The 26934-nt window shown below is 38.3% G+C and carries 19 protein-coding genes, 2 tRNA genes and 4 rRNA genes; 7 read left to right on the top strand and 18 right to left on the bottom strand.

The window, feature by feature from the left end; genetic code table 11:
- Positions 1 to 62: 62 nt before the first annotated feature.
- Complete coding sequence (gene mltA, locus RHO14_11120) at positions 63 to 1187, bottom strand: murein transglycosylase A (GenBank protein ID WVD70901.1); 1125 nt, start codon at positions 1185 to 1187, stop codon at positions 63 to 65.
- A gap of 184 nt (positions 1188 to 1371) precedes the next feature.
- Here mltA and cycA point away from each other — a divergent pair, with 184 nt between their 5' ends.
- The 5 genes from cycA to pepP all read left to right on the top strand — a co-directional run bounded on the left by cycA (position 1372) and on the right by pepP (position 7278).
- Positions 1372 to 2766 carry a D-serine/D-alanine/glycine transporter gene (cycA, locus tag RHO14_11125; GenBank protein ID WVD70902.1) on the top strand — a complete coding sequence of 465 codons (1395 nt, stop codon included), beginning with the start codon at positions 1372 to 1374 and terminating at the stop codon, positions 2764 to 2766.
- A gap of 129 nt (positions 2767 to 2895) precedes the next feature.
- A complete protein-coding gene (gene serB / locus RHO14_11130) occupies positions 2896 to 3873 on the top strand; it encodes a phosphoserine phosphatase (GenBank protein ID WVD70903.1) in 978 nt (325 codons plus the stop codon).
- A gap of 29 nt (positions 3874 to 3902) precedes the next feature.
- Positions 3903 to 5285, top strand: coding sequence for a DNA repair protein RadA (radA, locus tag RHO14_11135; protein ID WVD70904.1), 1383 nt, complete (start codon positions 3903 to 3905; stop codon positions 5283 to 5285).
- A 122-nt stretch (positions 5286 to 5407) separates the two neighbouring features.
- Complete coding sequence (locus RHO14_11140) at positions 5408 to 5950, top strand: YecA family protein (protein ID WVD70905.1); 543 nt, start codon at positions 5408 to 5410, stop codon at positions 5948 to 5950.
- Between the two features lie 23 nt (positions 5951 to 5973).
- Positions 5974 to 7278, top strand: coding sequence for a Xaa-Pro aminopeptidase (gene pepP / locus RHO14_11145; GenBank protein ID WVD70906.1), 1305 nt, complete (start codon positions 5974 to 5976; stop codon positions 7276 to 7278).
- A 31-nt stretch (positions 7279 to 7309) separates the two neighbouring features.
- On the opposite strand, the gene RHO14_11150 is transcribed toward pepP, so the two are convergent.
- Positions 7310 to 8101, bottom strand: coding sequence for a TonB family protein (locus tag RHO14_11150; protein WVD70907.1), 792 nt, complete (start codon positions 8099 to 8101; stop codon positions 7310 to 7312).
- Positions 8102 to 8296: 195 nt separating this feature from the next.
- Between RHO14_11150 and ispB the strand changes: the two genes are divergently transcribed.
- Complete coding sequence (gene ispB, locus RHO14_11155) at positions 8297 to 9268, top strand: octaprenyl diphosphate synthase (GenBank protein ID WVD70908.1); 972 nt, start codon at positions 8297 to 8299, stop codon at positions 9266 to 9268.
- Between the two features lie 323 nt (positions 9269 to 9591).
- On the opposite strand, the gene rrf (RHO14_11160) is transcribed toward ispB, so the two are convergent.
- The 15 genes from rrf (RHO14_11160) to tsaE form a co-directional block, all read right to left on the bottom strand.
- A 5S ribosomal RNA gene (gene rrf / locus RHO14_11160) occupies positions 9592 to 9707 on the bottom strand.
- 136 nt (positions 9708 to 9843) lie between these two features.
- Positions 9844 to 9959: ribosomal RNA gene (gene rrf, locus RHO14_11165) — 5S ribosomal RNA — on the bottom strand.
- Positions 9960 to 10114: 155 nt separating this feature from the next.
- A 23S ribosomal RNA gene (locus tag RHO14_11170) occupies positions 10115 to 13017 on the bottom strand.
- 206 nt (positions 13018 to 13223) lie between these two features.
- Positions 13224 to 13299, bottom strand: a tRNA-Ala gene (locus RHO14_11175).
- Positions 13300 to 13414: 115 nt separating this feature from the next.
- Positions 13415 to 13491, bottom strand: a tRNA-Ile gene (locus RHO14_11180).
- A gap of 58 nt (positions 13492 to 13549) precedes the next feature.
- Positions 13550 to 15088, bottom strand: a 16S ribosomal RNA gene (locus RHO14_11185).
- Together the 16S, 23S and 5S rRNA genes with 2 tRNA genes alongside form the textbook arrangement of a ribosomal RNA operon.
- A 530-nt stretch (positions 15089 to 15618) precedes the next feature.
- Complete coding sequence (locus tag RHO14_11190) at positions 15619 to 16917, bottom strand: adenylosuccinate synthase (GenBank protein ID WVD70909.1); 1299 nt, start codon at positions 16915 to 16917, stop codon at positions 15619 to 15621.
- Between the two features lie 68 nt (positions 16918 to 16985).
- Positions 16986 to 17969: a protease modulator HflC gene (gene hflC, locus RHO14_11195; GenBank protein WVD70910.1), complete on the bottom strand. Its 984-nt coding sequence runs from the start codon at positions 17967 to 17969 to the stop codon at positions 16986 to 16988.
- Between the two features lie 12 nt (positions 17970 to 17981).
- Positions 17982 to 19169 carry an FtsH protease activity modulator HflK gene (gene hflK / locus RHO14_11200; GenBank protein ID WVD70911.1) on the bottom strand — a complete coding sequence of 396 codons (1188 nt, stop codon included), beginning with the start codon at positions 19167 to 19169 and terminating at the stop codon, positions 17982 to 17984.
- 31 nt (positions 19170 to 19200) lie between these two features.
- Positions 19201 to 20496, bottom strand: a complete 1296-nt coding sequence (gene hflX, locus RHO14_11205) for a ribosome rescue GTPase HflX (protein WVD70912.1) — start codon at positions 20494 to 20496, stop codon at positions 19201 to 19203.
- A 29-nt stretch (positions 20497 to 20525) separates the two neighbouring features.
- Entirely contained in the window at positions 20526 to 20777 is a 252-nt protein-coding gene (gene hfq / locus RHO14_11210) for an RNA chaperone Hfq (GenBank protein WVD70913.1), read from the bottom strand.
- Positions 20778 to 21036: 259 nt separating this feature from the next.
- Positions 21037 to 21963 carry a tRNA (adenosine(37)-N6)-dimethylallyltransferase MiaA gene (miaA, locus tag RHO14_11215; GenBank protein WVD70914.1) on the bottom strand — a complete coding sequence of 309 codons (927 nt, stop codon included), beginning with the start codon at positions 21961 to 21963 and terminating at the stop codon, positions 21037 to 21039.
- A gap of 8 nt (positions 21964 to 21971) precedes the next feature.
- Positions 21972 to 23900, bottom strand: coding sequence for a DNA mismatch repair endonuclease MutL (gene mutL, locus RHO14_11220; protein ID WVD70915.1), 1929 nt, complete (start codon positions 23898 to 23900; stop codon positions 21972 to 21974).
- Positions 23900 to 24676 carry an N-acetylmuramoyl-L-alanine amidase gene (locus tag RHO14_11225; protein ID WVD70916.1) on the bottom strand — a complete coding sequence of 259 codons (777 nt, stop codon included), beginning with the start codon at positions 24674 to 24676 and terminating at the stop codon, positions 23900 to 23902. The genes mutL and RHO14_11225 overlap by 1 nt, the downstream gene beginning before the upstream one ends.
- A 32-nt stretch (positions 24677 to 24708) precedes the next feature.
- Positions 24709 to 25188: a tRNA (adenosine(37)-N6)-threonylcarbamoyltransferase complex ATPase subunit type 1 TsaE gene (gene tsaE, locus RHO14_11230; protein ID WVD70917.1), complete on the bottom strand. Its 480-nt coding sequence runs from the start codon at positions 25186 to 25188 to the stop codon at positions 24709 to 24711.
- Positions 25189 to 25274: 86 nt separating this feature from the next.
- Between tsaE and tusB the strand changes: the two genes are divergently transcribed.
- The gene (gene tusB, locus RHO14_11235; protein ID WVD70918.1) at positions 25275 to 25544 is read left to right on the top strand and encodes a sulfurtransferase complex subunit TusB; all 270 of its coding nucleotides are present in this window, start codon (positions 25275 to 25277) and stop codon (positions 25542 to 25544) included.
- A gap of 72 nt (positions 25545 to 25616) precedes the next feature.
- On the opposite strand, the gene ispC is transcribed toward tusB, so the two are convergent.
- Positions 25617 to 26804: a 1-deoxy-D-xylulose-5-phosphate reductoisomerase gene (gene ispC, locus RHO14_11240; GenBank protein ID WVD70919.1), complete on the bottom strand. Its 1188-nt coding sequence runs from the start codon at positions 26802 to 26804 to the stop codon at positions 25617 to 25619.
- Positions 26805 to 26934: the final 130 nt, after the last annotated feature.

The raw sequence follows: 26934 nt of genomic DNA on the forward strand, positions 1-26934 counted from the left end.
AACTTAAGCAAGCCTAAATCCTCACTTACTTTAGCCATTTTTCATAAAAAGATTGATATTATTTAATTAGTTATTGGTATAGCTAAGTGGCTATTGGCAGTCGGTTTAAGTAACCATACTCGGCCATAATGATTGTAATAACCGGCCTTATGACCTGCCTCATCACCAATCCCTTGATAAACATCAAGGTGTTGGCCTTTGATTGCGCCACCAACATCGAGTGCGATCATTAATCGTAATTCTCTTTGCCCACGATAAACGCCTTTATCATCAAGTAATGGAACATCAATAAGCATCACTGAGCCAGCGGGAATAATAGATTGATCTGATGCAACCGCAGCTTTAGCAACCAATGGGATCCCTGTTGAACCAACAACGGCGCCATTATATTGTGGCTGAAAGAAAACCGCTGATGCATTTTGTTTTAATAAATTAATGACCTTTTGTTCATTTTGTTTATCTGCCCATGCTTTAATCGCTTGCATCGAGACCTTATCTCGATCAATTTCGCCTTGTTCAATAAGCAATCTACCAATACTTTTATAAGGATGGCCATTTTTACCACTGTAACCAAAGAAAACTAGTGGTTCATTATTTTCAAAATCAATGTAGCCACTGCCTTGTACTTCCATTATAAAGTTATCAATTAGTGACTGAGTATAAGCAATTTCAAGTTTTTGACCATCAAAGGCGCCATTGTAGATCTCTTCTCTCGTCGGCAATTCACCTTGCCAGTTAGTTGGTTTGGCATAAATTGGGTAACGAAACTCACTATCGGGTTGATGCCTTGCTTTTAACACTGGCGTATAGTAACCAGTTAGGTGAACATTACCCATCTGATCTTGGCCGATAAGCTGATAATTACTTAAACCAACTCGATTAAACTTGTCCGTTGTAAAACCAGATGCTATCCACTGATTAATTGCTTGATAAATAGCCTGATTTTTTTTATATAATGAGGGTGATGTTCGCTCAATAGCATTAACTTGCATTAAATAATCAGCAATATTAATAGGAATACCTAGGTGAGGTTGTGATAAATTAAAATTATTTGCAAGCTGTCCATCTAAATATTGTTGGCCTTGATCGGTAGGATGATTGCTACAACCCGTAATCATACATCCAATAATTAAGACCAAAAATACAACGTATCTTGGCGTGAATTTTGTAAGATATTTATTTCTCATTTTGCTATACTCATCAAATTGGTGCAAAAAAGGCTAAGACAGCCACTTATAAGCCCATTACTATAATGATTTTTATATCATAAAAAAATTTAATCATTATTCTAAATAAAAATATTGATATCACTATATAGAGCCATTAATATCAATTGGTTGTTAATAAAATTACTCAAGGAATAAAGATACCATGAATTCAGTTAATGATACTGGGTCTTCGCAAGAAAATAAACTTAAACGCAATTTATCTAATCGACATATTCAATTAATTGCAATTAGTGGGGCTATTGGTACCGGATTATTCATGGGATCGGGTAAAACAATAAGTTTAGCAGGCCCTTCCATTATTTTCGTTTATATGATCATTGGCTTCGTCCTTTTTTTCGTTATGCGCGCAATGGGCGAAATTTTATTATCTAATCTTAATTATAAGTCATTTAGTGACTTTGCCGCCGATTTGCTTGGTCCTTGGGCCGGTTTTTTTACCGGCTGGACTTATTGGTTTTGTTGGGTTGTGACGGGAATAGCTGATGTGGTCGCTATTGCGGGTTATGCTCAGCATTGGTTTCCAGCGCTAGAAGCTTGGATCCCAATGACACTTTGTATTTTAGTTTTATTATCACTTAATCTACTTACCGTTAAAATGTTTGGTGAAACTGAATTTTGGTTTTCGATGATTAAAATCGTTGCGATCTTCGCCCTTATTGTTATTGGCATTGTTCTTATCGTGACCGCCTATTATTCGCAGCAAACCAATTCAACAGCCGCAGTTAGTAATCTTTGGCAATATGGTGGCATGTTTCCAAAAGGAATGATGGGCTTTTTTGCTGGATTCCAAATCGCAATTTTTGCTTTTGTAGGCATTGAGCTAGTTGGTACTACCGCTGCTGAAACGAAAGATCCGACCAAAAATTTACCTCGCGCAATTAATTCTGTACCAGTACGAATTATCTTCTTTTATGTATTTGCCTTAATTATTATCATGAGTGTGACGCCATGGATTTTTATATCTGCCAATAAAAGCCCATTTGTAGAATTGTTTACCTTAATTGGTTTGCCTGCTGCTGCGAGTTTAATTAATTTTGTAGTCTTAACATCCGCTGCCTCATCAGCTAATAGTGGTATTTACTCAACGAGTCGAATGCTATTTGGGCTAGCAAAGAAACACGATGCGCCATCGATGTTTGGCAAACTTTCAAATAGGTCAGTACCGGCTAACGGTTTAATGTTTTCTTGTATCTGTTTACTTGGCGGGGTGGTACTTATTTATATGGTTCCAGATGTCATTACTGCATTTACAATTGTCACAACTATTTCAGCCATTTTATTTATGTTTATCTGGTCTATGATTTTGTTATCCTACATTATATACCGTATCAAGCGCCATCATTTACACCAGCAATCCGTATTTAAAATGCCTGGTGGAATTGCAATGTGTGTTATCTGCTTAGCCTTCTTTGTTTTTGTCGTCGTCCTACTCACGTTAGAAACAGATACTAGACAAGCGCTAATTGCAACGCCGATTTGGTTTATTATCCTTGCTATCGGATATACAATGCGAAAATGGCTTAGTAAGTCAAATTAATCCCTCATGACTAAAAACAGTTTAATTATTTGAATTAGGCTGTTTTCATTTTTTTATAACGCCTATTTTTTGCTTATGTTATGATAAATTCATCTTTATTAATAACCTAATAAATAACGAAAGCTAGCTATGGGCAATACATTAATATTTAATGATCTATCTGAAAATATCGACAGTTGGCAAGGATTACCGCTTTCATTGAATGGCAGTGAAGTTGTGCCATTAGATTATAATGCGGGTAAAACTGGCTGGATTATTTATGGTAAAAAACTCAATAAGACATTGCTATCTAAGTTCCAAAATATGTTAGCAATTCCAATTGTTATTGTCTCATCATGGAAAATAAAAACATATCAGGTGATACGAATTGCAGGCGTAATGCCCAAAAAAGCGCAACAAATCGCGAATGATTTAGGTATTGATGTTTCTATTATTGATAATCTTGCGACGTTAAAAGCTAAAGGATTGTTAGTTATGGATATGGATTCTACCGCAATTGTAATTGAATGCATTGATGAAATAGCCAAACGTCATGGCTCAGGAGAATTAGTATCAAAAATTACTGAACAAGCCATGCGTGGTGAGATCGATTTTGCGACCAGTTTACGTAAACGCGTTGCCACGCTAAAAAATGCTGATGTATCAATACTAGAGACCATAAAAAGCCAGCTACCTATTATGCCTGGTTTACCTTTTTTAATTAAAGAATTACATAAAAGAAATTGGAAAATTGCGATCGTATCAGGTGGATTTACTTACTTTGCCAATCACCTTAAAAGTAAGTTTAGACTTGATGCCGTTTATGCTAATGAGTTAGATATTAATCAGCTGGGTAAATTGTCAGGTAAAATTAAAGGGCAGATTGTTGATGCCAAATTTAAAGCACGAACCCTACAAAATTTAGCAAACCAATTTGATATACCAATCGAACAAACCGTAGCAATTGGCGATGGGGCAAATGATTTGATGATGATTCGTATTGCTGGGCTTGGTGTTGCTTATCATGGAAAGCCTAAAGTGATACAGAAAGCAAAAATTAATATTAATCACGCTGATTTAACTGGGCTTGTCTGTATATTATCAGCAAGCCTAGATAGCCAAGGCTAATTTTTAGTAAAAGATAGGGAGACTTATAGTTGGCAAAAGCACCTAAACGCGCTTATGTTTGTAATGAATGTGGGGCTGATTATCCTCGATGGCAGGGGCAGTGCAGTGAATGCCATGCATGGAATACGATAACTGAAGTAAGATTGGCCTCGACGAATAATCGTAGTGAGCGCTTTACCGGTTATGCAGGCGACGCTGGGTTATCTAAAATACAAAAACTAGCTGAAATTAGCCTTGAAGAATTACCTCGCTTTTCAACTAGTTTTTCAGAGTTCGATCGCGTTCTTGGTGGAGGCGTTGTTCCCGGTAGTGCAATTTTAATTGGGGGTAGCCCTGGAGCTGGAAAAAGTACGCTACTTTTACAAACAATGTGCCGCCTATCAACACAAATGAAGACACTTTATGTCACTGGTGAGGAGTCTTTACAACAAGTCGCAATGCGAGCGCATCGATTAGGATTACCAACTGATCAGATAAATATGTTATCTGAAACGAGTATTGAGCAAATCTGTTTATTGGCAGATAAAGAGCAGCCAAGATTAATGGTTATCGATTCAATTCAAGTTATGCATATGGCTGACATCCAGTCTTCGCCAGGTAGCGTTGCGCAAGTAAGAGAAACTGCCGCCTATTTGACACGATTTGCAAAAACTAAAGGTATTGCAATTATCATGGTCGGACATGTGACTAAAGATGGCTCACTTGCTGGGCCAAAAGTACTTGAGCACTGTATCGATTGCTCGGTGTTACTTGATGGTGACTCAGATTCACGTTTTAGAACCCTTCGCAGCCATAAAAATAGATTTGGAGCCGTCAATGAATTAGGTGTATTTGCGATGACTGAGCAAGGCTTGAAGGAAGTTAGTAATCCCTCTGCAATTTTTTTAAGCCGAGGAGATGAAATGTTACCTGGTAGCTCAGTGATGGTACTTTGGGAGGGCACAAGGCCACTGCTTGTCGAAATCCAAGCTTTAGTTGATCACTCTATGTACGGAAATCCAAGGCGCGTTACAGTTGGCCTTGAACAAAATCGGCTCGCATTATTGTTAGCCGTGCTCCATCGTCATGGTGGTTTACAAATGGCAGATCAGGACGTTTTTGTTAATGTTGTTGGCGGAGTGAAAGTTACGGAAACGAGTGTAGATCTGGCGCTAATTTCAGCGTTAGTGTCAAGCTTTCGTAATCGAGCGTTACCCCAAGACTTAGTTATTTTTGGTGAAATAGGTTTAGGTGGTGAAATACGCCCTGTCCCTAGCGGACAAGAAAGAATATCAGAAGCGGCAAAGCATGGTTTTAAACGTGCGATTGTTCCGGCTGCAAATGTCCCTAAAAAGAAACCTGCTGATATGCAAATTTATGCAGTTAAAAAACTATCTGATGCGCTAGATATATTAAATGATATAAGTGCATAGATTACGTCTTATTTTAATATAGTCTTTGCTAATATGAGTTTTGTCGATCACTAAAAAGCTGCAACTTACGGCTATTTAAGTATATACTATGGCGCTAAGTATCAATTTATAGAGTTACAATTATGTCAAAAATATCATTATATACTTCATTAAATTCTGAACTAAAATCCCAAGCTATTGGTGTCACAACCGCTGAACTTCATGGATTTATTTCCGGGATTTTAGCGGGTGGTAATCATGATGAAAGTTGGCGCACTTTAGTTGATGATATGATGAATGATGGTAAACCATTAGCCAGTTCTCTATCGCAGCTCACAACCCAGCTTTATGAGCAAACAAAACAACAGCTAAATGATGATAATTTTGAATTTCAGCTCGTCATTAGCGATCAAAATTTGTTTATGCAAATCGATGATATGGTTGGCTGGATTAACCATTTTCTACTTGGTTTGGGATTGGCTCAACCTCAACTAGCTAAAGTAAAAGGTGATGTTGGAGAGGCTATTTATGATCTTAGGCAAATAACTCAACTAGGTTATGATGAAGATGATGATCAAGAAGAGCTCGCGTTTGCTTTTGAAGAGATTTTAGAATATGTTCGTATGACTGTTATTTTGTGTCATGATGAATTTACCGAACATACTCCATCAACAACAATACATTAGTATCAACGCAAATGGGTACAACAATGACTAGTGATATAATTGCGCGCCGAGAAAAAATTTTCGCAAATATGATAGATAATAGCGCCGCTATTTTTTTTGCGGCGCCAGAAGTTATTCGAAGCAACGATACCCATTACCCCTATCGACAAAATAGCGATTTTTGGTATTTAACCGCTTTTAATGAAGCTGAATCAGCACTTTTATTAGTCAAAAATTCCGCAAGTGATCATCAAACTATTCTATTTAATAGAACTAAAGATCCTCTTGCCGAAACATGGACAGGTTACCGTTTAGGACAAGATGCTGCACTAAAGCAGATAAACGTAGATAAAGCCTATCCATTTAATGATATAAGTGAACTCCTTCCTGAAATTATTAATGGCAAAGATGCGTTGTACCATGCTAGCCAGCTATACACTTACGCCGATGATATCATTAATAGATTAATGGTAACACTTAGGCAAGGAGTAAGAAAAAATTTCTATGCACCAAAAGCGATTATTGATTGGCGACCAATATTACATAATATGCGTTTATTTAAATCACCTCATGAAATTGAAATAATGCGCCAAGCAGGTAAAATCACAGCTCAAGGTCATATTCGTGCTATGCAACAATGCAAGCCTGGCATGTACGAATACCAACTTGAAGGTGAAATATTGCATGAGTTCATCAAATACGGGGCGAGAAGTGCGTCTTATAATACTATTGTTGGCAGTGGTAACAATGGTTGTATTCTCCATTATGAAAATAATAATGAACTATTACAAAGTGGTGATTTGGTATTAATTGATGCTGGCTGTGAATATCAATCTTATGCCGGAGACATTACACGTACATTTCCAATAAATGGTAAATTTAGCAAAGAACAAAAAGAAATTTATGACATTGTTCTTTGCTCTCAATTAAAAGCTATTGCGCTTTTTAAACCAGGTATAACTATTAAAGCTGTTAATGAGGAAGTCATTAAAATTATGGTGGAGGGTTTAATTAAGCTAAATATTATGCAAGGTAATATTGATGAGTTAATTGAACAAAAAGCCTATACTCAATTTTATATGCATGGGCTTGGTCACTGGCTAGGTATTGATGTACATGATGTTGGTGACTATAAGACATTAGGCCAAGAACGTAAGTTACAAGAAGGTATGGTGATTACTGTTGAACCGGGCTTGTACATTAATAAAGACGCGAATGTACCAAAGCAGTACTGTGGCATTGGTATTCGTATCGAAGATAATCTTCTAATTACTAAACATGGTAACGAAGTATTGACAAGTGATGTACCTAAGTTGCCGCATGAAATAGAAATATTAATGGCAAAATAATCGCGTACAAATAATAATACATCCTTAATTACTAAGCGTTATCAATATCGACTGATTTATTACTATTAAAGACAATCCTAACGCTTAGATCTTTAGCACTAGTTGGTTGAAATTTCCATTGTTTGAGCGCTTGAATAACTGATTTATTGAAAATATTATTAGGCTTAGCTTCAATAATACGAATATTCTCAACTCTACCATTAGTGCCAACATCATAAATAGCGACAACATAACCTTCGATCCGTAAGTCTAATGCCTTACGAGGATATTCGGGATGCTTACGACTAATTGGAGTTGGTTTTGCTGAATATTGCGTATTATTCGATATTGTAGGGGCGACCACATTCTCTGCAAGCTTATCAAGCATGACTTCTTGTCTAGTCTGCTGTTTAGATGCTTTTCGTTCCCTTGGCTTATTTTTATCTTTAGATTTAGCCGATTTTTCTTTTACAATCAATTTAGGTTCTAAGGGGGTTGGAAGCTTTTCAAGCTCCTTTTTTTCAACAATCAGATCTGGCTCTATCTCAGGTTCTTTTTTAAAATCTTCAGGCTTAATCTCGACAGTCTGATCTTTAATTATTTCGTTATTATCAACTTTTTCAAGTTGTGGTGTATTTTCAACTAAAGATTGTTTTGGTGCAGCCATTACTGATAAATCAATCATCACCGCTTTTATTGAATCATTCCCGTCCAATAATATCATGCGATCAGAAAAATAAGCACCAGACAATAAAACGCCGGCAATAGTCAAATGCACTAAAATAGAGACAGAGAGATAAGGATTAAGATTATTTTTTTTACTTTTATTAAGTTTTGCTATCATAGTGTGACATTATAAGGTACGAATTTGTGATCTATTATATTTTAAATGAAAATAATTATCATTTAAAATATTTTTTTAATTTTTATCAAGAAATAATACGACTTATCTTGTTGTAATAGAACTTTTATCAGATAATGAGCATAATTATTTGATCCTAAATCAACGCAGTAAGTAGATCTGACGGGTAATACCTCAATGCAACAAATTATTAATCTAGTCCAAGACGAGCTAGTCAAAGTTAACGAAGTTATACAAAATCAACTCTCTTCAGATGTTGTGCTAATAAATCAATTAGGTAACTATATTATTAGTGGTGGTGGTAAGCGTATTCGTCCAATTATCATGCTGTTGAGTGCTAAGGCTTTGGATTATCAAGGCGATAAACATATTATGGCTGCCGCATTTATCGAATTTATTCATACCGCAACGCTACTACATGATGATGTTGTTGATGAATCAGATTTAAGACGTGGCCGCTCAACTGCAAATGTACTATTTGGTAATGCTGCAAGTGTTTTAGTGGGCGATTATATCTATACTCGTTCATTTCAAATGATGGTTAGTATCGGTTCTTTACCGGTATTAAAAGTGATGTCTGAAGCAACAAATGTTATTGCTGAGGGTGAAGTGCAGCAGTTAATGAATTGCAATAACCCAGATATTACTGACGAACAGTACCTGCAAGTTATTTATCGCAAAACAGCAAGACTATTCGAAGCCGCCTCACATACTGCAGCATTGATTAGTGAAGCACCAAAAGAATACGAACACGCCTTACAAAATTATGGTCGCTATTTAGGTACAGCTTTTCAATTGATTGATGATTTACTTGACTACAGTACAGAAGATTCTATGGCATTAGGTAAAAATTTAGGTGATGACTTAAATGAAGGTAAACCAACTTTACCGTTATTACATGCAATGCACCATACGAAAGATGAATGTGAAGCACAGTTAATAAGGGATATCATTGAAAAAGGTAATGGAAGAGATTTACTAGACAAAGTATTAAGTATTATGCATAAGTGTGGTTCACTTGAATTTACTTATAATATTGCAAAGCAAGAAGCACAAAAGGCTATGATAGCTATTGATATCTTACCCGATTCACCTTATAAACAAGCATTGTATCAGTTAGCCAAAGATTCAGTTAAAAGACAATCCTAATTATTGATACGCTAAGAAATTTGTTTTAAATTCATCATTATAATCATCAATTAAAAGATTAAGCCTATTAAAGATAGCGCTTAATCATTTTTAAATATCAAGTAAAATAATCTAATCCATTGAAATAGCCTAGCTAATACCGCTACCCTGTAATCAATCTTTTTATTAAAAAATAAAAGCTTAGCTATCTGCACGTTATGAACCAAATTTATTGCTTGTTCAAACAATGTAAAACATAAATAAGATTTAAATTGATCATTTTTGGAATGGTTATATACAAAAAACCCCTACCAAATGGTAAGGGTTATTGATTATATTTAAAAGTCTGGCGGTGACCTACTCTTACATGGGGTAACCCCCACACTACCATCGGCTTTACAGCGTTTCACTTCTGAGTTCGGCATGGATCAGGTGGGACCACCGCAACATTGCCGCCAGACATAACTCTTGTTTTTATGTATCATAGACAAAACTACAATACTCAAAATATTTTTTATTGATATATCCAACAATTAAGCAGGATTGTTAAAACAAAAAGCCCCTGCCAATAGGCAAGGGGCTTCTTAATATTAAAAGTCTGGCGGTGACCTACTCTCACATGGGGTAACCCCCACACTACCATCGGCTTCACGGCGTTTCACTTCTGAGTTCGGCATGGATCAGGTGGGACCACCGCAACATTGCCGCCAGACATAACTCGTTTTCTCTTATATAACGATGAGTTAATCATAAATATAAATATTTCTATATAATAAAATATCTTTATACCCACTCTACATCATCACCATATACTCAATACAGTTCAAGCCGAAATTCTCTTTGAGATTTGAAACAACTCTAAGTTGTAAGGTTAAGACTCTCGGTTCATTAGTATCAGTTAGCTCAATGTATCGCTACACTTACACACCTGACCTATCTACGTCTTAGTCTCAAACGGACCTTACAGAGTAAACTCTGGGAGGACTCATCTCGGGGCTAGTTTCGTGCTTATATGCTTTCAGCACTTATCTATTCCGCACGTAGCTACCGGGCAATGCAATTGGCATTACAACCCGAACACCAGCGGTGCGTTCACTTCGGTCCTCTCGTACTAGAAGCAAACCCCCTCAATCCTCCTACGCCCATGGCAGATAGGGACCGAACTGTCTCACGACGTTCTAAACCCAGCTCGCGTACCACTTTAAACGGCGAACAGCCGTACCCTTGGGACCTACTTCAGCCCCAGGATGTGATGAGCCGACATCGAGGTGCCAAACACCGCCGTCGATATGAACTCTTGGGCGGTATCAGCCTGTTATCCCCGGAGTACCTTTTATCCGTTGAGCGATGGCCCTTCCATTCAGAACCACCGGATCACTATGACCTACTTTCGTACCTGCTCGAGCCGTCACTCTCGCAGTCAAGCTAGCTTATGCCATTGCACTAACCTCCTGATGTCCGACCAGGATTAGCTAACCTTCGTGCTCCTCCGTTACTCTTTGGGAGGAGACCGCCCCAGTCAAACTACCCACCAGACAGTGTCCGCAAGCCCGATTCAGGGCTCTACGTTAGAACATCAAACATTAAAGGGTGGTATTTCAAGGTCGACTCCATGCAGACTAGCGTCCACAATTCATTGTCTCCCACCTATCCTACACATTAAGGCTCAATGTTCACTGTCAAGCTATAGTAAAGGTTCACGGGGTCTTTCCGTCTTGCCACGGGTACACCGCATCTTCACGGCAAATTCAATTTCACTGAGTCTCGGGTGGAGACAGCCTGGCCATCATTACGCCATTCGTGCAGGTCGGAACTTACCCGACAAGGAATTTCGCTACCTTAGGACCGTTATAGTTACGGCCGCCGTTTACTGGGGCTTCGATCAAGAGCTTCTCATTACTGATAACCCCATCAATTAACCTTCCAGCACCGGGCAGGCGTCACACCGTATACGTCCACTTTCGTGTTTGCACAGTGCTGTGTTTTTATTAAACAGTTGCAGCCAGCTGGTATCTTCGACTGATTTCACCTACGTCCGCGCGGGATTTCAATTACCATCAGCGTGCCTTCTCCCGAAGTTACGGCACCATTTTGCCTAGTTCCTTCACCCGAGTTCTCTCAAGCGCCTGAGTATTCTCTACCTGACCACCTGTGTCGGTTTCGGGTACGATTAAATATGACCTGAAGCTTAGAGGCTTTTCCTGGAAGCAGGGCATCAATTACTTCAGCACCTTAGTGCCTCGTCATCACATCTCAGAGTTTTAGTGACCGGATTTGCCTAATCACACCCCTACATGCTTAACCCGGGCTCCTTGCGGACCTATCCCGGTAAACCTAGCCTTCTCCGTCACCCCATCGCAGTCACATTCAGTACGGGAATATTAACCCGTTTCCCATTAGCTACGCATCTCTGCCTCGCCTTAGGGGTCGACTCACCCTGCCCCGATTAACGTTGGACAGGAACCCTTGGTCTTCCGGCGTGCGGGCTTTTCACCCGCATTATCGTTACTTATGTCAGCATTCGCACTTCTGATACCTCCAGCAAACCTCACAGTTCACCTTCGACGGCTTACAGAACGCTCCCCTACCCAATATGTTATTCACACACTGCCGCAGCTTCGGTGCATAGTTTAGCCCCGTTACATCTTCCGCGCAGGCCGACTCGACTAGTGAGCTATTACGCTTTCTTTAAATGATGGCTGCTTCTAAGCCAACATCCTAGCTGTCTAAGCCTTCCCACTTCGTTTCCCACTTAACTATGACTTTGGGACCTTAGCTGGCGGTCTGGGTTGTTTCCCTCTTCACGACGAACGTTAGCACCCGCCGTGTGTCTCCCATGCTCAACTTGTCGGTATTCGGAGTTTGCATCGGGTTGGTAAGCCGGGATGGCCCCCTAGCCGAAACAGTGCTCTACCCCCAACAGTTATACATGAGGCGCTACCTAAATAGCTTTCGGGGAGAACCAGCTATCTCCCGGTTTGATTGGCCTTTCACCCCCAGCCACAGGTCATCCGCTAATTTTTCAACATTAGTCGGTTCGGTCCTCCAGTTAGTGTTAACCAACCTTCAACCTGCCCATGGCTAGATCACCGGGTTTCGGGTCTATACCCTGCAACTCATTCGCCCAGTTAAGACTCGGTTTCCCTACGGCTCCCCTATTCGGTTAACCTCGCTACAGAATATAAGTCGCTGACCCATTATACAAAAGGTACGCAGTCACACCATATAGATGCTCCCACTGATTGTACGTACACGGTTTCAGGTTCTATTTCACTCCCCTCGCCGGGGTTCTTTTCGCCTTTCCCTCACGGTACTAGTTCACTATCGGTCAATCAGGAGTATTTAGCCTTGGAGGATGGTCCCCCCATATTCAGACAGGATACCACGTGTCCCGCCCTACTCTTCAAGCTTCCACTTAATGCATATTCATGTACGGGACTATCACCCTCTGTCGTGCGACTTTCCAGACGCTTCCATTTACACACTAAGCTACCCGCTTTGGGCTCCTCCCATTTCGCTCGCCGCTACTTTGGGAATCTCGGTTGATTTCTTTTCCTCGGGGTACTGAGATGTTTCAGTTCTCCCGGTTTGCCTCCTTAACCTATTTTATTCAGTTAAGGATAGTATAGTTACCTATACTGGGTTTCCCCATTCGGATATCGACGGCTATAGCGCTTTTTACCAGCTCACCGTCGCTTTTCGCAGATTAACACGTCCTTCTTCGCCTCTGATTGCCTAGGCATCCACCGTGTACGCTTAATTTCTTAACCTTACAACTTACAGTTGTCTCAGTTTTCTCAATTTCGCTTTTTTTCTCTATCTTATCTAAAATATCAATCTAGACTTTCATCTACATCAAACTTCAAATAAAACGAGAACTCGTTTCTTTCAGCTTGTTCCATATTGTTAAAGAGCAATATTAATCAATGCACTTAAAAATGCATTTATCAATATATTAAATTGAGATATCGAGTAATGGTGGAGCTAAGCGGGATCGAACCGCTGGCCTCCTGCGTGCAAGGCAGGCGCTCTCCCAGCTGAGCTATAGCCCCATGTACTTTCACTTCATCTTATTTAGCTAATGTTGCTAAATTATCCAATTCGCTTAATCTAGCATCATCATAGCCAAATAACGCAAGGTCATAATTTAACAAAATTAATTTGAATTGGTGGGTCTGAGTGGACTTGAACCACCGACCTCACCCTTATCAGGGGTGCGCTCTAACCACCTGAGCTACAGACCCAATAAAGTGATATCTCTTTAAAAACAAACAATCTATGTGAACACTGTCAGGCACTTCGTAAGGAGGTGATCCAACCGCAGGTTCCCCTACGGTTACCTTGTTACGACTTCACCCCAGTCATGAACCACACCGTGGTAAACGCCCTCCCGAAGGTTAAGCTATCTACTTCTGGTGCAACCCACTCCCATGGTGTGACGGGCGGTGTGTACAAGGCCCGGGAACGTATTCACCGTGACATTCTGATTCACGATTACTAGCGATTCCGACTTCATGGAGTCGAGTTGCAGACTCCAATCCGGACTTAGACGTACTTTGTGAGGTCCGCTCCAGTTCGCACCTTCGCATCCCTTTGTATACGCCATTGTAGCACGTGTGTAGCCCTGGTCGTAAGGGCCATGATGACTTGACGTCGTCCCCACCTTCCTCCGCTTTATCAACGGCAGTCTCCTTTGAGTTCCCACCATTACGTGCTGGCAACAAAGGATAGGGGTTGCGCTCGTTGCGGGACTTAACCCAACATTTCACAACACGAGCTGACGACAGCCATGCAGCACCTGTCTCATAGCTCCCGAAGGCACTCTCTCATCTCTGAAAGATTCTATGGATGTCAAGACCAGGTAAGGTTCTTCGCGTTGCATCGAATTAAACCACATGCTCCACCGCTTGTGCGGGCCCCCGTCAATTCATTTGAGTTTTAACCTTGCGGCCGTACTCCCCAGGCGGTCGATTTAACGCGTTAGCTCCGGAGCCCAAGGGTCATGCCCCCAAACTCCAAATCGACATCGTTTACAGCGTGGACTACCAGGGTATCTAATCCTGTTTGCTCCCCACGCTTTCGCATCTCAGCGTCAGTATTTGTCCAGAAGGCCGCCTTCGCCACCGGTATTCCTCCACATCTCTACGCATTTCACCGCTACACGTGGAATTCTACCTTCCTCTACAATACTCTAGATAACCAGTTTTAAGTGCAATTCCCAGGTTGAGCCCGGGGCTTTCACACCTAACTTAATCATCCGCCTACATGCCCTTTACGCCCAGTCATTCCGATTAACGCTCGCACCCTCCGTATTACCGCGGCTGCTGGCACGGAGTTAGCCGGTGCTTCTTCTGTAATTAACGTCAATTAACTATCCTGTTAGAATAGTTACCTTCCTCATTACCGAAAGTACTTTACAACCCTAAGGCCTTCTTCATACACGCGGCATGGCTGCATCAGGGTTTCCCCCATTGTGCAATATTCCCCACTGCTGCCTCCCGTAGGAGTCTGGACCGTGTCTCAGTTCCAGTGTGGCTGGTCATCCTCTCAGACCAGCTAGAGATCGTCGCCTAGGTAGGCCTTTACCCTACCTACTAGCTAATCCCATATGGGTTCATCAAATGGCATGTGGCCCTAAGGTCCCACACTTTGGTCTCGCGACATTATACGGTATTAGCAGTCGTTTCCAACTGTTGTCCCCTTCCATTTGGCAGATCCCCATACATTACTCACCCGTCCGCCACTCGTCAGCAAGAGCAAGCTCTTCTGTTACCGTTCGACTTGCATGTGTTAAGCCTGCCGCCAGCGTTCAATCTGAGCCATGATCAAACTCTTCAATTTTAAAGTTTGATGCTCAATAACTGTTTCTGACATATTCAAATGAATCTTCAGTGTCACTTATCAAGACTTGATTTTTTTAAGTCCGTAGACTTTAATTTCTTTGTCCTGACAGTGCCCACACAGATTGTCTGTTCTTAATTTTTAAAGAGCTGACAGCGTGCTGCTTTTGCTGTCTCAAGGGTTGCATATACTACGCTTTCCTTTTTAATTCGTCAAGACTAATTTTAACTTTTTTTTACTTCGTCTTAACACTTATTATTTTTTTCATCATATTGCCCGATTCGTTTTGTTTTCTGCTTCAACGAATCAGTGGTGCGCATTATAGACATCTTTTTTATTTGATCAAGCAAAAAAATGCATTTATTTTATCGAGTGCACAATACTTAAACACACTAAATTTTAATGTATTGATAATTAATAAGATTAAATCTTTGGAGCGTTCCAATTAATTTGGAACTTATATAGCCGAAAAATGAAAAAGGCGCGATTTTCATCGCGCCTTTAATTACTATATAAATAAGTAAACGGTATTAAACTTCAAAAGGATCTCGTAAAATCATTGTTTCTAAACGATCTGGCCCCGTTGAAATAATATCGATTGGCGTTTCTGTTAATACTTCAATGCGTTTAATATAATTTTTTGCTGCTTGCGGTAAGGCATCAAATGATTTAACACCAAATGTTATCTCACTCCAACCTGGCATCGTTTCATAAATAGGCTTTACAATACTCCATTCTTCAGCGGAAGAAGGGGCTATATCGGTTATATCACCATTTGGTAGTTTATAGCCAATACAAATTTTAACTTCTTTTAATCCATCAAGGACATCTAGCTTTGTTAAACAAAATCCAGATACAGAGTTAAGCTGAACTGCTTTACGAATTGCAACGACATCAAGCCAACCTGTACGACGACGACGACCAGTTGTTGCACCAAATTCGTTACCTTGCTTACATAAATATTCGCCAATATCATCGAATAATTCTGTTGGGAAAGGTCCCGCTCCTACGCGAGTAGAATATGCTTTTACAATTCCAAGGACATAACCAATATATCTTGGTCCAAAACCAGTACCTGGCGCCACACCACCTGCCGTTGTATTTGAAGATGTAACATAAGGATAAGTACCATGATCAATATCAAGTAATGTACCTTGAGCACCTTCAAACATGATTTTTTCGCTTTTTTTATGAGCCGATGCTAATAGTGTAGGAATATCGGCGATCATTGCAATTAATGTATCAGCAATAGCAAAAATTTCATCTAATGTAGTTTGATAGTCAATTGCGTCTGTTTTATAGTAATTAACTAATTGAGAATTATGATACTCCATTACATTTTTCAGTTTTTCAGCAAATGCTTCTCGATCTCTTAAATCACCAACCCGTAATCCTCTACGCGCAACCTTATCTTCATAAGCAGGGCCGATCCCTCGCCCCGTCGTACCGATTGCTTTATTACCTCTTGCTTTCTCTCTAGCTTGATCTAAAGCAACATGATAAGGCAGAATTAATGGGCATGCTTCTGAAATAAGTAATCGATCTCTTACTGGAATGCCTTTACCTTCAAGCTCGTGCATTTCTTTCATTAAAGCTGATGGGCTAAGTACCACTCCATTAGCGATAATACTAATAACATTATTTCTTAGAATCCCTGACGGTATTAAATGTAATACGGTTTTTTCACCATTGATCACCAATGTATGCCCAGCATTATGCCCGCCTTGGTAACGAACAACATATTTTGCTTTTTCCGTTAATAGGTCAACGACCTTACCTTTACCTTCATCACCCCACTGGGTTCCTAGCACAACAACATTATTACTCATCTTTACATACTCATCTTATTGAAATTAATGTCCGACTACGCGTTAAATTAAAAACGAATTAACGATAGTTACTTTTTATTAGATTTTATATTAGTGTTTAGTTTCATATAACGGAAAAAATCGCTGTCAGGACTGATGACCATAACATCGCTTCCATTAAAGCTATGTTCATATGCTTTTAAACTACGAACAAAACTAAAAAATTCTAGGTCTTTGCTAAAGGCATCTGCATATAACTTAGCAACATAAGCATCCCCTTCGCCGCGAATTGTTCTCGCTTGTTTTTCAGCTTCAGATAAAATTTTGGTCGCCGTTAACGTTGCATCTGCACGTGTTTCCTCAGCTTCTCTTATACCTTGGAAACGCTGATCCCTTGCAACAACCTCACGTTCAGCACTCATTCGATCATAAATTGATTCTGAAACTTCCGGTGGGAAGTTTATTTGTTTAATTCGCACATCAATAACTTCGACACCAAATGCGCGCATGCTGGTTATATTTTCAGGATCTATTTCAGCAACCGCAACAAGGTCTTCTACTGGCATTTCTTTAACTTTAACTGTACTTTGCTTTGTACCATTTAACGCATCTTTTACTTTAAGCATCAATGAGTTTCTTGATTTGGTTTCAGCATTAGTATCGTTAATAATATCTTTAATATCTAATTTACCAATTTCAGCTCGTAAACGCCCATTTAATCTAGCTAATAGTAAATTTTCTACACTATTACCACCAGCAATAGTTTCATAATAACGATCAAAGTCGATAATTTTCCATTGAACGTAATAATCAACGATTAAATCTTTCTTTTCTCTAGTGATGAACTTTTGTTCTCTTCCACTATTGTTAGAACTATCAGTTGTCTGAATTTTAGCATCGATTAGGCGAATATTGTCAACACCTGGGATTTTAAAATGCAGTCCAGGTTCAGATAAGCCAATAATTTTATTAAACCGTAAAACAACACCACGATTTCCTTCCTCTATAATATAAACAGAGGAGAAAAATATACCAATTAAGATTACAACGATAGGGATTAATAATTTACGCATATTGATGTCTCCTTATCGTCCAGTGCGTGTTGTATTTGAACTATTACTGCGTCCAGATGAGTTATCTGTTGATGAACTATTACTTGGCGATTTTGCCTCAGGCGTAGAAAAATTCATCTGATAACCATTCGAACTATTTAATTTAAATTGCTCTGTAAGAGGAGTATTACTAATATCTTTACTTTTTAGTAACTGCTCTAATGGAAGAACTAATAGATTACCACCTTGCTCATTAACCATTACTTTGTTAGTTTTTGCAAGTATTCGTTCCATTGTATCAATATATAAACGCTCTTTCGTTATCTCTGGAGCAGAATTATATAATGGTAATAATTTTTCAAAACGAGATATATCACCTTCTGCTTCAAATTCAACGCGAACACGATAAGCATTTGCATCAGCAAGAATTCTCGCCGAGCGCCCTTCGGCTTGTTGAACTAACTGCACTTTATCCGCTTCAGCTTTATTAATTTCTCGCTCACGATCTTCTCGAGCCTTAATAGCATCGTTGAAAGCATCTTGAACTTGTTCTGGAGGCCTAACTGATTGGAAGTTTAAATCGACAATACTAATTCCCATATCATAGTTTGATATAATATTAACTAATTCATCTTTAGTATGCGCTTCAAGTAATGAGCGTCCATCGGTTAAAATAGCATCCATATTAGAACTACCAATTTCAGTTCTTAATGCACTATCTGCTGCTTGACGTAAACTGTCTTCAACATTAGTTACATTAAAGAGATATTTAATTGGATTACTAATTCGATACTGAACATTCATTTCAACAAAAACTAGATTCTCACCCGCGGTTATCATTGAACCCTTAACATTAAAGTTTTTAGTTCCTTGTGTATCGACAGTATAAACACTATCAATTAAAGGTGGGTTCCAATTTAAACCAGGTTGAATAATCTCTTGTTGGACTTGCCCAAAACGGGTAATAACACCTCTTTGGCTTTGGTTAATGGTGTAAAATCCACTTATAGCCCAAATTACGATGATAATAAATAAAATACCACCAATAATAATAGGAAGATTAATCGGTAATTTAGCTTTCCCGATCCCACCGCCACCTGTTGAGGTATTTTTCTTTAAAAAACCATTCACTTTACTAAAAAAATCACTGGGCTTTTTGTTCTTACCATTTCCCCATGGATCATTATCTTGACCGTTATTTCCGGGCTGATTCCACGCCATATTTAATATGCTCCATTTTAGGTTTATTATTTTAACTAGTTGAATAATTACTGATTAAATATAATAAATCAGGTTCTTGTTTACATAGCCGATTCCATTCGACTAATGGTAGTCTAATACATAAACTAAAACTACCATCTTCATTAATTATTTCTTGCTCAACGGCTCTTAGCTCATAAAAACGACTACGCAACCGGCTCAAATAAGCAGGTATTTTCAATTCACAAGCTTGAATTTGCCGACTCAATCGCTCTTTTAGTGCGATGAACAAAAGATCTAATCCTACCTTATTTTCGGCCGAAAGCCAAACACGAAATGGGACACCATCTTGATCATAATCAATTGTTGGGGCTTTATCATCTAACAAATCAATTTTATTCATGACTAATAAAATAGGGATATCACTTGCTTCTATCTCAAACAATACCTCATTTACCGCCTCAATATTATCAAGTAAATTCGGGTCAGAAGCATCGATGACATGTAACAATAGCGTTGCCTCTTTTGTTTCAAGCAGCGTCGCTTTAAAAGCAGCAATTAAATCATGTGGTAAATGGCGAATAAAGCCAACCGTATCTGCTAGCACAACGTCCCCCACATCTTTGACTAAAATTCGTCTAAGAGTCGGGTCAAGGGTTGCAAAGAGTTGATCGGCAGCATATACATTAGCATTTGTGATAGCATTAAATAGCGTTGATTTACCTGCGTTGGTATAACCGACTAGAGAAACAGAAGATAAATCAGCTTTTAACCTTGAGCGACGATTTTGTTCTCGCTTTTTCTCAACTTTATTAAGTCGAGATAAAATAAGCTGTATTCGGTGGCGAATTAAACGGCGATCTGTCTCTAACTGAGTTTCACCAGGCCCCCTTAAACCAATACCACCTTTTTGACGTTCTAGATGGGTCCAACCTCTAACTAATCGGGTTGAAATATATTGTAATTGTGCAAGCTCAACTTGTAATTTCCCTTCATGGGTACGAGCTCGCTGGGCAAATATATCAAGAATGACGCCAGTTCTATCAACAACGCGACATTCACATAATTTTTCAAGATTCCGTTCTTGAGTTGGAGTAAGCGAATGATTAACAAGAATAACAGAGGCATCGAGTTCTTTTACCAATGCTGCGAGCTCTAATGCCTTTCCTTCACCGATAAAATATTTTGCACTCACAACTTTTCTGGAGGTAGTAATAATATCGAGAATTTTAATCTGAGCTGAAGACACCAATACTTCAAACTCGTTTAAATCCTCGACATCGCTTTCTTGTGGTAAAAAGACATGTACCAGTAAAGCTTTTTCTCCACCCTTATATCGGTCAAACAATCACTATTCTCCAAAAAGAAGAAGATAAATTAGTTTGAATCTTCACTTTCTTCATCAGTTTGTGAAAATGAACCAGAAATAGCTCTGGCTGGAACAACAGTCGAAATTGCATGCTTATATACCATTTGACTTACAGTATTTTTCAGCAAAATAACAAATTGATCGAATGATTCTATTTGCCCTTGTAACTTAATTCCATTAACTAAATAAATTGAAACCGGGATATGCTCGCGGCGCAATATATTTAAGTAAGGATCTTGTAGTGATTGCCCTTTTGACATGTAATTATCCTTTTATAACGAGAAAAACCAAAAATAAATAAAATAAAGCTCCTTATTCTCACAATAATAAGCTAAACCAACTCCAAATTATCACAAAATTGAATAATCTTAAACAGGTTATAAGCAATTATAACAAAAATAATTCAAATTTAATTGATTTAAAGTAGTAAAAAAAAATTATTAAGTATATTTTTTATGCATATTGACTAATGTCAATATCGTTCATGAAAAAAATCACCAATAAAATGTAATATTTTGTTTAAGTAGTAAGGTGCTTAGAAAATATTTCAATAAAAGTGTTTGGATCATCACTGTTAATCCACTTTATAGGATGCTTCCAACCACGCAGCCAAGTGATTTGTCTTTTTGCTAGTTGCCTTGTTGCGCAAATACCTTTAAAAGCCATCTCATCATAACTTATATCACCTGATAAATACTCCCACATTTGTCGGTAACCAACGCAGCGCATTGACGGTAAATTTAGATGAAGATCGCCCCTTTGCATCAATCCTTTTACTTCATTTTCAAAACCTTGTTCTAACATACTAGTAAAACGTTGTTCGATACGATGATGAAGTAATGCGCGATCATCACATTCAACAGCAAACTGTACAACATTATAATTTAACGCACTTCCTTTATCTTGGGTTAGATCAGTCAAAGACTTACCTGAAACTAAATAGACTTCTAACGCGCGATTTAAACGCTGAGGATCATTAGGATGAATTCTCGCAGCAGAGACAGGGTCGACTTTAGCTAGTTCGGCATGAACTGCTTGCCACCCACCTCGTAAAGCCTTTTTTTCAATAGATTTACGAATAGTTTCATCTGCCGCTGGCAAAGGCGATAATCCGTCTAGTAATGCTTTAAAATAGAGCATTGTCCCACCGACTAATAAAGGGATTCGCCCATGACTCAATGATGTTTCTATTTCAAAAATTGCATCTTGGCGAAAATCTGCAGCTGAGTAACTATCACAAGGATCTTTAATATCAATTAGCTTATGGGGATAGTTGGTAAGCTCTTGTTTTGATGGTTTTGCACTACCAATATCCATACCGCGATAAATCAACGCAGAATCGACACTAATAATATCAATAGGATAGTGATCACTTAATGCCATTGCAAGTGCAGTTTTACCTGATGCAGTTGGCCCCATTAGGGTATAAATGGATGAATTATTCATAATATATCTTACTTAAATAATGAGGTAATAACCGATAGGTCAATGGGTTTAATAATATCTGAGAAAACAATCGCATGTTCATCAAGTTGTTCTAGCTCGGTTAATATCGCAATCGTTTTTGGTATATTCCAAATTGTTTCTTGCTCATGATTTAGCAAAATATATTGTTCAGCTAACCATTGATAAATCAAAACTTTTAAATCTACATGAGTAATATGTAATAACAACAACGAGAGGAGCTTAGGTAATAAATTCTGCCAGTTAGCTTTTCGCATCAACTTCGGTACAGCATTTAGTTGTAGTTTAGACTTATCAATATCAAATTCAAAGCTAAACTCTTCAAGTGTTGATTTTGTTTGATTAAGTACTTGTTGCTCCTGCTTGCTTAATAAAATAGACAATGGAATCAACAACCGCTCTATATCACAATGACCATTGTGATTAAACATTTTGCTTTTAAACAGTGCTAATTGCGCTTCTTTTAATGATAACAGGCTTATATTTTGTTGCTGAAAATCATATTTTTCGAGTAAAGCATAACTATTATCAATAATTGTTAATACTTTACCTAATTTAACTGCTGATGATAATTCAAGCTCACTCTCTTTTATCACTAATGGTTCGCTACGCTTTGGAAATAAAGACGTAATGACAGCCTGTTGTTGTGATACAGAGTTCTCCTGGCATTGTTTATTATCAGTAATTGGCTGAACTAATTGGCTATATATTTTATTTTCTAACTGATGTGTTGTTTTCTTCGGCTCATGACGTTGATAATCATGATGATATTGATTTGAGCTTTTTAAAATGGGCTCAATAGTCGTTTGGCGATTAAAAATATTTTCCCCTGCGGCTGCCCGATTAGGTTTTAAAGTCAACTCATTAGTATTTTGTTCTCGTTGATCATTTGATGAAGGATCTAATACATATCCATTTTCTGCGCTTAGCGCCATACTCATCGCTTGATAAACAAAATCATGAACAAGCCTTGCCTCATGGAAACGAACTTCATGTTTTGCTGGATGAACGTTGACATCAACTTGACGAGGATCGAGCTCTAAATAAATGACATAACTTAATCCCTCATCAGTTGAATACACAGAGGATTTACAAGCTTCTAAAAAAGCTTGTTTTAGCGCATGATTAAGCAATCGATCTTTAACAACGCGCCCATTGACATAAAAGTATTGCAATTGCTCTTGGCCAATATTTGGTGATATCCAGCCTTTAATGGTTAAGTCATCATGTTGCCAAGATAATTTAATACTTTTTTGTATAAAGGATATACCACAAATAGCTGCGACACGCTTTTCAATTTGTTGTTCAGATTCTGCCGCGCGATATTGCTTAATTAGTTTGCCGTTATGTTGTAAGTTGAATGAAACATTTAAATAAGCTAACGCAATACGACGAATAATTTCATCAATATGTGAAAATTCTGTTTTTTCAGTTTTTAAAAACCGCCGCCTAGCGGGTGTATTATAAAAAATATCTAAAACTTCAACCGTCGTTCCTATCGGGTGGGATGCCGGTTTTATTGTAGGTAGCATATCTCGCCCTTCAGCATAGACTTGCCACCCCTCAACTTGATTTTCTGGTTTAGACGTCAATGTTAACCTTGATACTGAGCTAATACTTGCTAAAGCTTCGCCCCTAAATCCAAGGCTAACAATCGCCTCTAAGTCATCTAAACTGCTTATTTTACTTGTTGCATGACGAGCAAGCGCAAGGCCAAGTTCATCTTTTGCGATGCCACAGCCATTGTCTCGAATACGAATTAACTTGCAACCACCTTGCTCGATCTCAATATCAATTCGGCTTGCACCTGCATCAATACTATTTTCAACGAGTTCTTTAATTATTGACGCAGGTCTTTCAACCACTTCTCCAGCCGCAATTTGATTAGCTAGCTGAGGGGGAAGGATTAAGATGGCCATTAGCGGTTTTCCTTGTTAATTGGATTAGCTACGATATAGCTTTTTAAACCTTTATAAATCGCTTGAGCTATTTTATTTTGATGAGCCTCACTACGAAGTAATTTTTCTTCACTTAAATTAGAAATAAAGCCAACTTCAATTAAAATTGACGGAATATCAGGAGAACGCAATACCCCAAGACTTGCATGCTCAGGAATTCGTTTATGTAACGTTGCAACTTTTGCCATTTCGTTTAAAACATTCGTTGCAAGCCCGTAGCCCACGCGCTGAGAATTAGAGAACTGCAAATCGAGTATTGCTTGGCTCAAAAATGGGTTATCACCATCAGATAAAACATCACCCGCTCCCCCAAGTAATTCAGATTGTTTTTCATGCTTTTCAATCCATCTCCCAAGCTCAGTATCGGCTCGTTTGGTTGATAAAACCCATATAGAGGCACCTTTTGCATTACGATTTGGCGCAGCATCGGCGTGAATAGAAATTAATAAATCGGCTTTATGTTTTCGTGCAATTTCAGAGCGCTGAGAAACAGAAATATAACTATCACTTGAACGAGTTAAAACCGCTTTTAAATCACGGTCTTTATTAATTAAAGTCATTAATTTTTTAGCAATAGATAACGTAACAGTTTTTTCATACAACTTTTGTTGACCAACCGCGCCCGAATCTTTACCACCATGTCCAGCATCGATAGCAATAACTACTTTACCCTCTGCTTGGCTAAACATGAGTAATGTCACTAAAAACAGTGAAACTATTCTAATCATTTTTTTCATATACTTTAATATCACTCGTTTCAATTATAGTGTTATTGATTACTATACGACATTATATTGACCCCTTTTTCAGATAGAGCATAAATAATGGTGTCTCTCTCTAATTGGTTATAAAGTAACTCAATTTTAATATCAGCTTGAGGTAGAATTTTACCTGCTTGCTGTGGCCATTCTACTAAACAGATACAACGCTTTGATAAATAATCACGTATTCCCATAAATTCTAGCTCTTGTGGATCTGCTAATCGGTATAAATCAAAATGATAAACCGAAAAATTATCAAAGTCATAAGGCTCAACTAAAGTATAAGTTGGACTTTTTACATTTCCGTTATGTCCTAGTGCTTGTATAAACCCACGGCTAAATGTTGTCTTACCTGCACCTAATTCACCCTCAAGATAAATGATAATGGTGTCATCATGGTTATTTAAATAGCATAAACATTGTAAAGCAAGCTTTTTTCCTAATTCAATAGTAGCTGATTCAGATTTAAGTTGGCGTTTATCTAACATTTTAAAAAATTCTTTTCTGGACTCAATATGATTATTATAGAAGAATAACGGATATTAAGGAAATATTTAACAAATTAGATGAAATTATGCTACATACTGTATCAAATTCAAATATTGATATTGAGTTAATTAATGCTGATGATGCTGTCCTATTTTGGCAAACTGGCGTTATTCTTGCGATCAAAAATAATCAGCAACTAATCACGATTTTAGCTAAAACATCACACTGTTATGTACTAGATAATGATATTATCGCGAGAGGATTAACGCCCTTAATTGATGAGCGTATCACCATAATTAATATGGATGAAGTGATAGCATTAACAGAGCGTTATTACCCTCAAATGAAATGGTAGTTTCGTTATTTTTTTGTTGCAAGGTATCATTATAGTGTAAAAATAAGCATTTATTCGAGCTGCATATTATCATTATTTAACCATTTTCTGCGCGACTTCCCTTGCCCAGCTATCAATATCAAACACTTCATCGATTGAGCTGGGCTCAGCTAAGGTTAATTTATTTAAGACCGTTTCAACAGTTTTGGCAATATCCATAAAACCAATCTTACGATTTAAAAATGCCTCTACGGCAATTTCATTAGCAGCGTTTAATGTCGTTGTTGCCGCTTGTCCACTTTGGTAAGCATCTGTGGCTAATTTTAAGCAAGGATAACGATTAAAATCAGGCTGTTTAAAGGTAAGCGACGATAATTGAGTAAAATCAAGAGGAGCAACACCTGAATAGATCCTATCGGGATAAGACATAGAATAAGCAATTGGTGTGCACATATCGGGATTACCTAGCTGAGCAATCACACTGCCATCACTATAACTCACCATCGAATGGATAATTGATTGCGGGTGAATAATAATTTCCATCTGATCTTGACTTGCGTTAAATAGCCAACGCGCTTCAATATACTCAAGTCCTTTATTCATCATTGTTGCCGAATCAACCGAGATTTTTTTACCCATTGACCAATTTGGATGAGCAATAGCTTGTTCAGGCGTGACGTCTTTTAATTTTGAAATATCTGTATCACGAAATGGACCACCAGATCCGGTTAATATAATCTTATTAATGCCATGCTCGGTTAATGATGCGAAGCCTAAATCATGCTGAACCGGCGTTGGTAAACTTTGAAAAATAGCATTATGCTCGCTATCAACTGGTAGTAACTCAGCATGATGTTCTCTAAGTGCTTGCATAAATAAATGACCACATGTCACTAATGATTCTTTGTTCGCCAATAAAATCCGTTTACCTTTTTTTATTGCAGCTAAAGTCGATCGTAAACCAGCGGCACCAACAATAGCCGCCATAACTTGTTCAACTTCAACTAATTGGGCTAAATCACAAATAGCTTGTTCGCCGCTAAATACCTCAATGTTTAAATGCAGATTGCTTAAATGCTGCCGTAACAATGTTGCCGAAGTAAAATCGGCCATTGCGACATATTTAGGTTTGAATTCAACGCACTGCTCAACCATTTTGGCGACGTTTGAGCCACCTGTTAGCACATAAGCTTTATATAACGTAGGATTATGACGAATAACCGATAATGTGCTACAGCCAATTGATCCCGTTGAACCTAAAATTGCGATATTTTTTTGCATGATAAAAACGAGGGAAAGTTTGAATTGGCATTACAATAGCGCAAAGCCTATAAATAAGCAATTAACATGAAGAAGTGTACCGATGTTGGGCATAGTAATAAGTAATAAGTAGTAAGGAACGTATTTTTTA

The organism is Orbaceae bacterium lpD04, assembly GCA_036251935.1.
GTDB lineage: Bacteria > Pseudomonadota > Gammaproteobacteria > Enterobacterales > Orbaceae > Orbus > Orbus wheelerorum.

Coding starts and splice junctions, on each gene's coding strand:
- RHO14_11150 (WVD70907.1), bottom strand. CDS start 8,101: ATGATAGCAAAACTTAATAAAAGTAAAAAAAATAATCTTAATCCTTAT.
- mutL (WVD70915.1), bottom strand. CDS start 23,900: ATGGCCATCTTAATCCTTCCCCCTCAGCTAGCTAATCAAATTGCGGCT.
- ispB (WVD70908.1), top strand. CDS start 8,297: ATGCAACAAATTATTAATCTAGTCCAAGACGAGCTAGTCAAAGTTAAC.
- serB (WVD70903.1), top strand. CDS start 2,896: ATGGGCAATACATTAATATTTAATGATCTATCTGAAAATATCGACAGT.
- miaA (WVD70914.1), bottom strand. CDS start 21,963: ATGAATAATTCATCCATTTATACCCTAATGGGGCCAACTGCATCAGGT.
- ispC (WVD70919.1), bottom strand. CDS start 26,804: ATGCAAAAAAATATCGCAATTTTAGGTTCAACGGGATCAATTGGCTGT.
- RHO14_11225 (WVD70916.1), bottom strand. CDS start 24,676: ATGAAAAAAATGATTAGAATAGTTTCACTGTTTTTAGTGACATTACTC.
- hflC (WVD70910.1), bottom strand. CDS start 17,969: ATGCGTAAATTATTAATCCCTATCGTTGTAATCTTAATTGGTATATTT.
- RHO14_11190 (WVD70909.1), bottom strand. CDS start 16,917: ATGAGTAATAATGTTGTTGTGCTAGGAACCCAGTGGGGTGATGAAGGT.
- tusB (WVD70918.1), top strand. CDS start 25,275: ATGCTACATACTGTATCAAATTCAAATATTGATATTGAGTTAATTAAT.
- hflK (WVD70911.1), bottom strand. CDS start 19,169: ATGGCGTGGAATCAGCCCGGAAATAACGGTCAAGATAATGATCCATGG.
- tsaE (WVD70917.1), bottom strand. CDS start 25,188: ATGTTAGATAAACGCCAACTTAAATCTGAATCAGCTACTATTGAATTA.
- hfq (WVD70913.1), bottom strand. CDS start 20,777: ATGTCAAAAGGGCAATCACTACAAGATCCTTACTTAAATATATTGCGC.
- RHO14_11140 (WVD70905.1), top strand. CDS start 5,408: ATGTCAAAAATATCATTATATACTTCATTAAATTCTGAACTAAAATCC.
- cycA (WVD70902.1), top strand. CDS start 1,372: ATGAATTCAGTTAATGATACTGGGTCTTCGCAAGAAAATAAACTTAAA.
- mltA (WVD70901.1), bottom strand. CDS start 1,187: ATGAGAAATAAATATCTTACAAAATTCACGCCAAGATACGTTGTATTT.
- pepP (WVD70906.1), top strand. CDS start 5,974: ATGACTAGTGATATAATTGCGCGCCGAGAAAAAATTTTCGCAAATATG.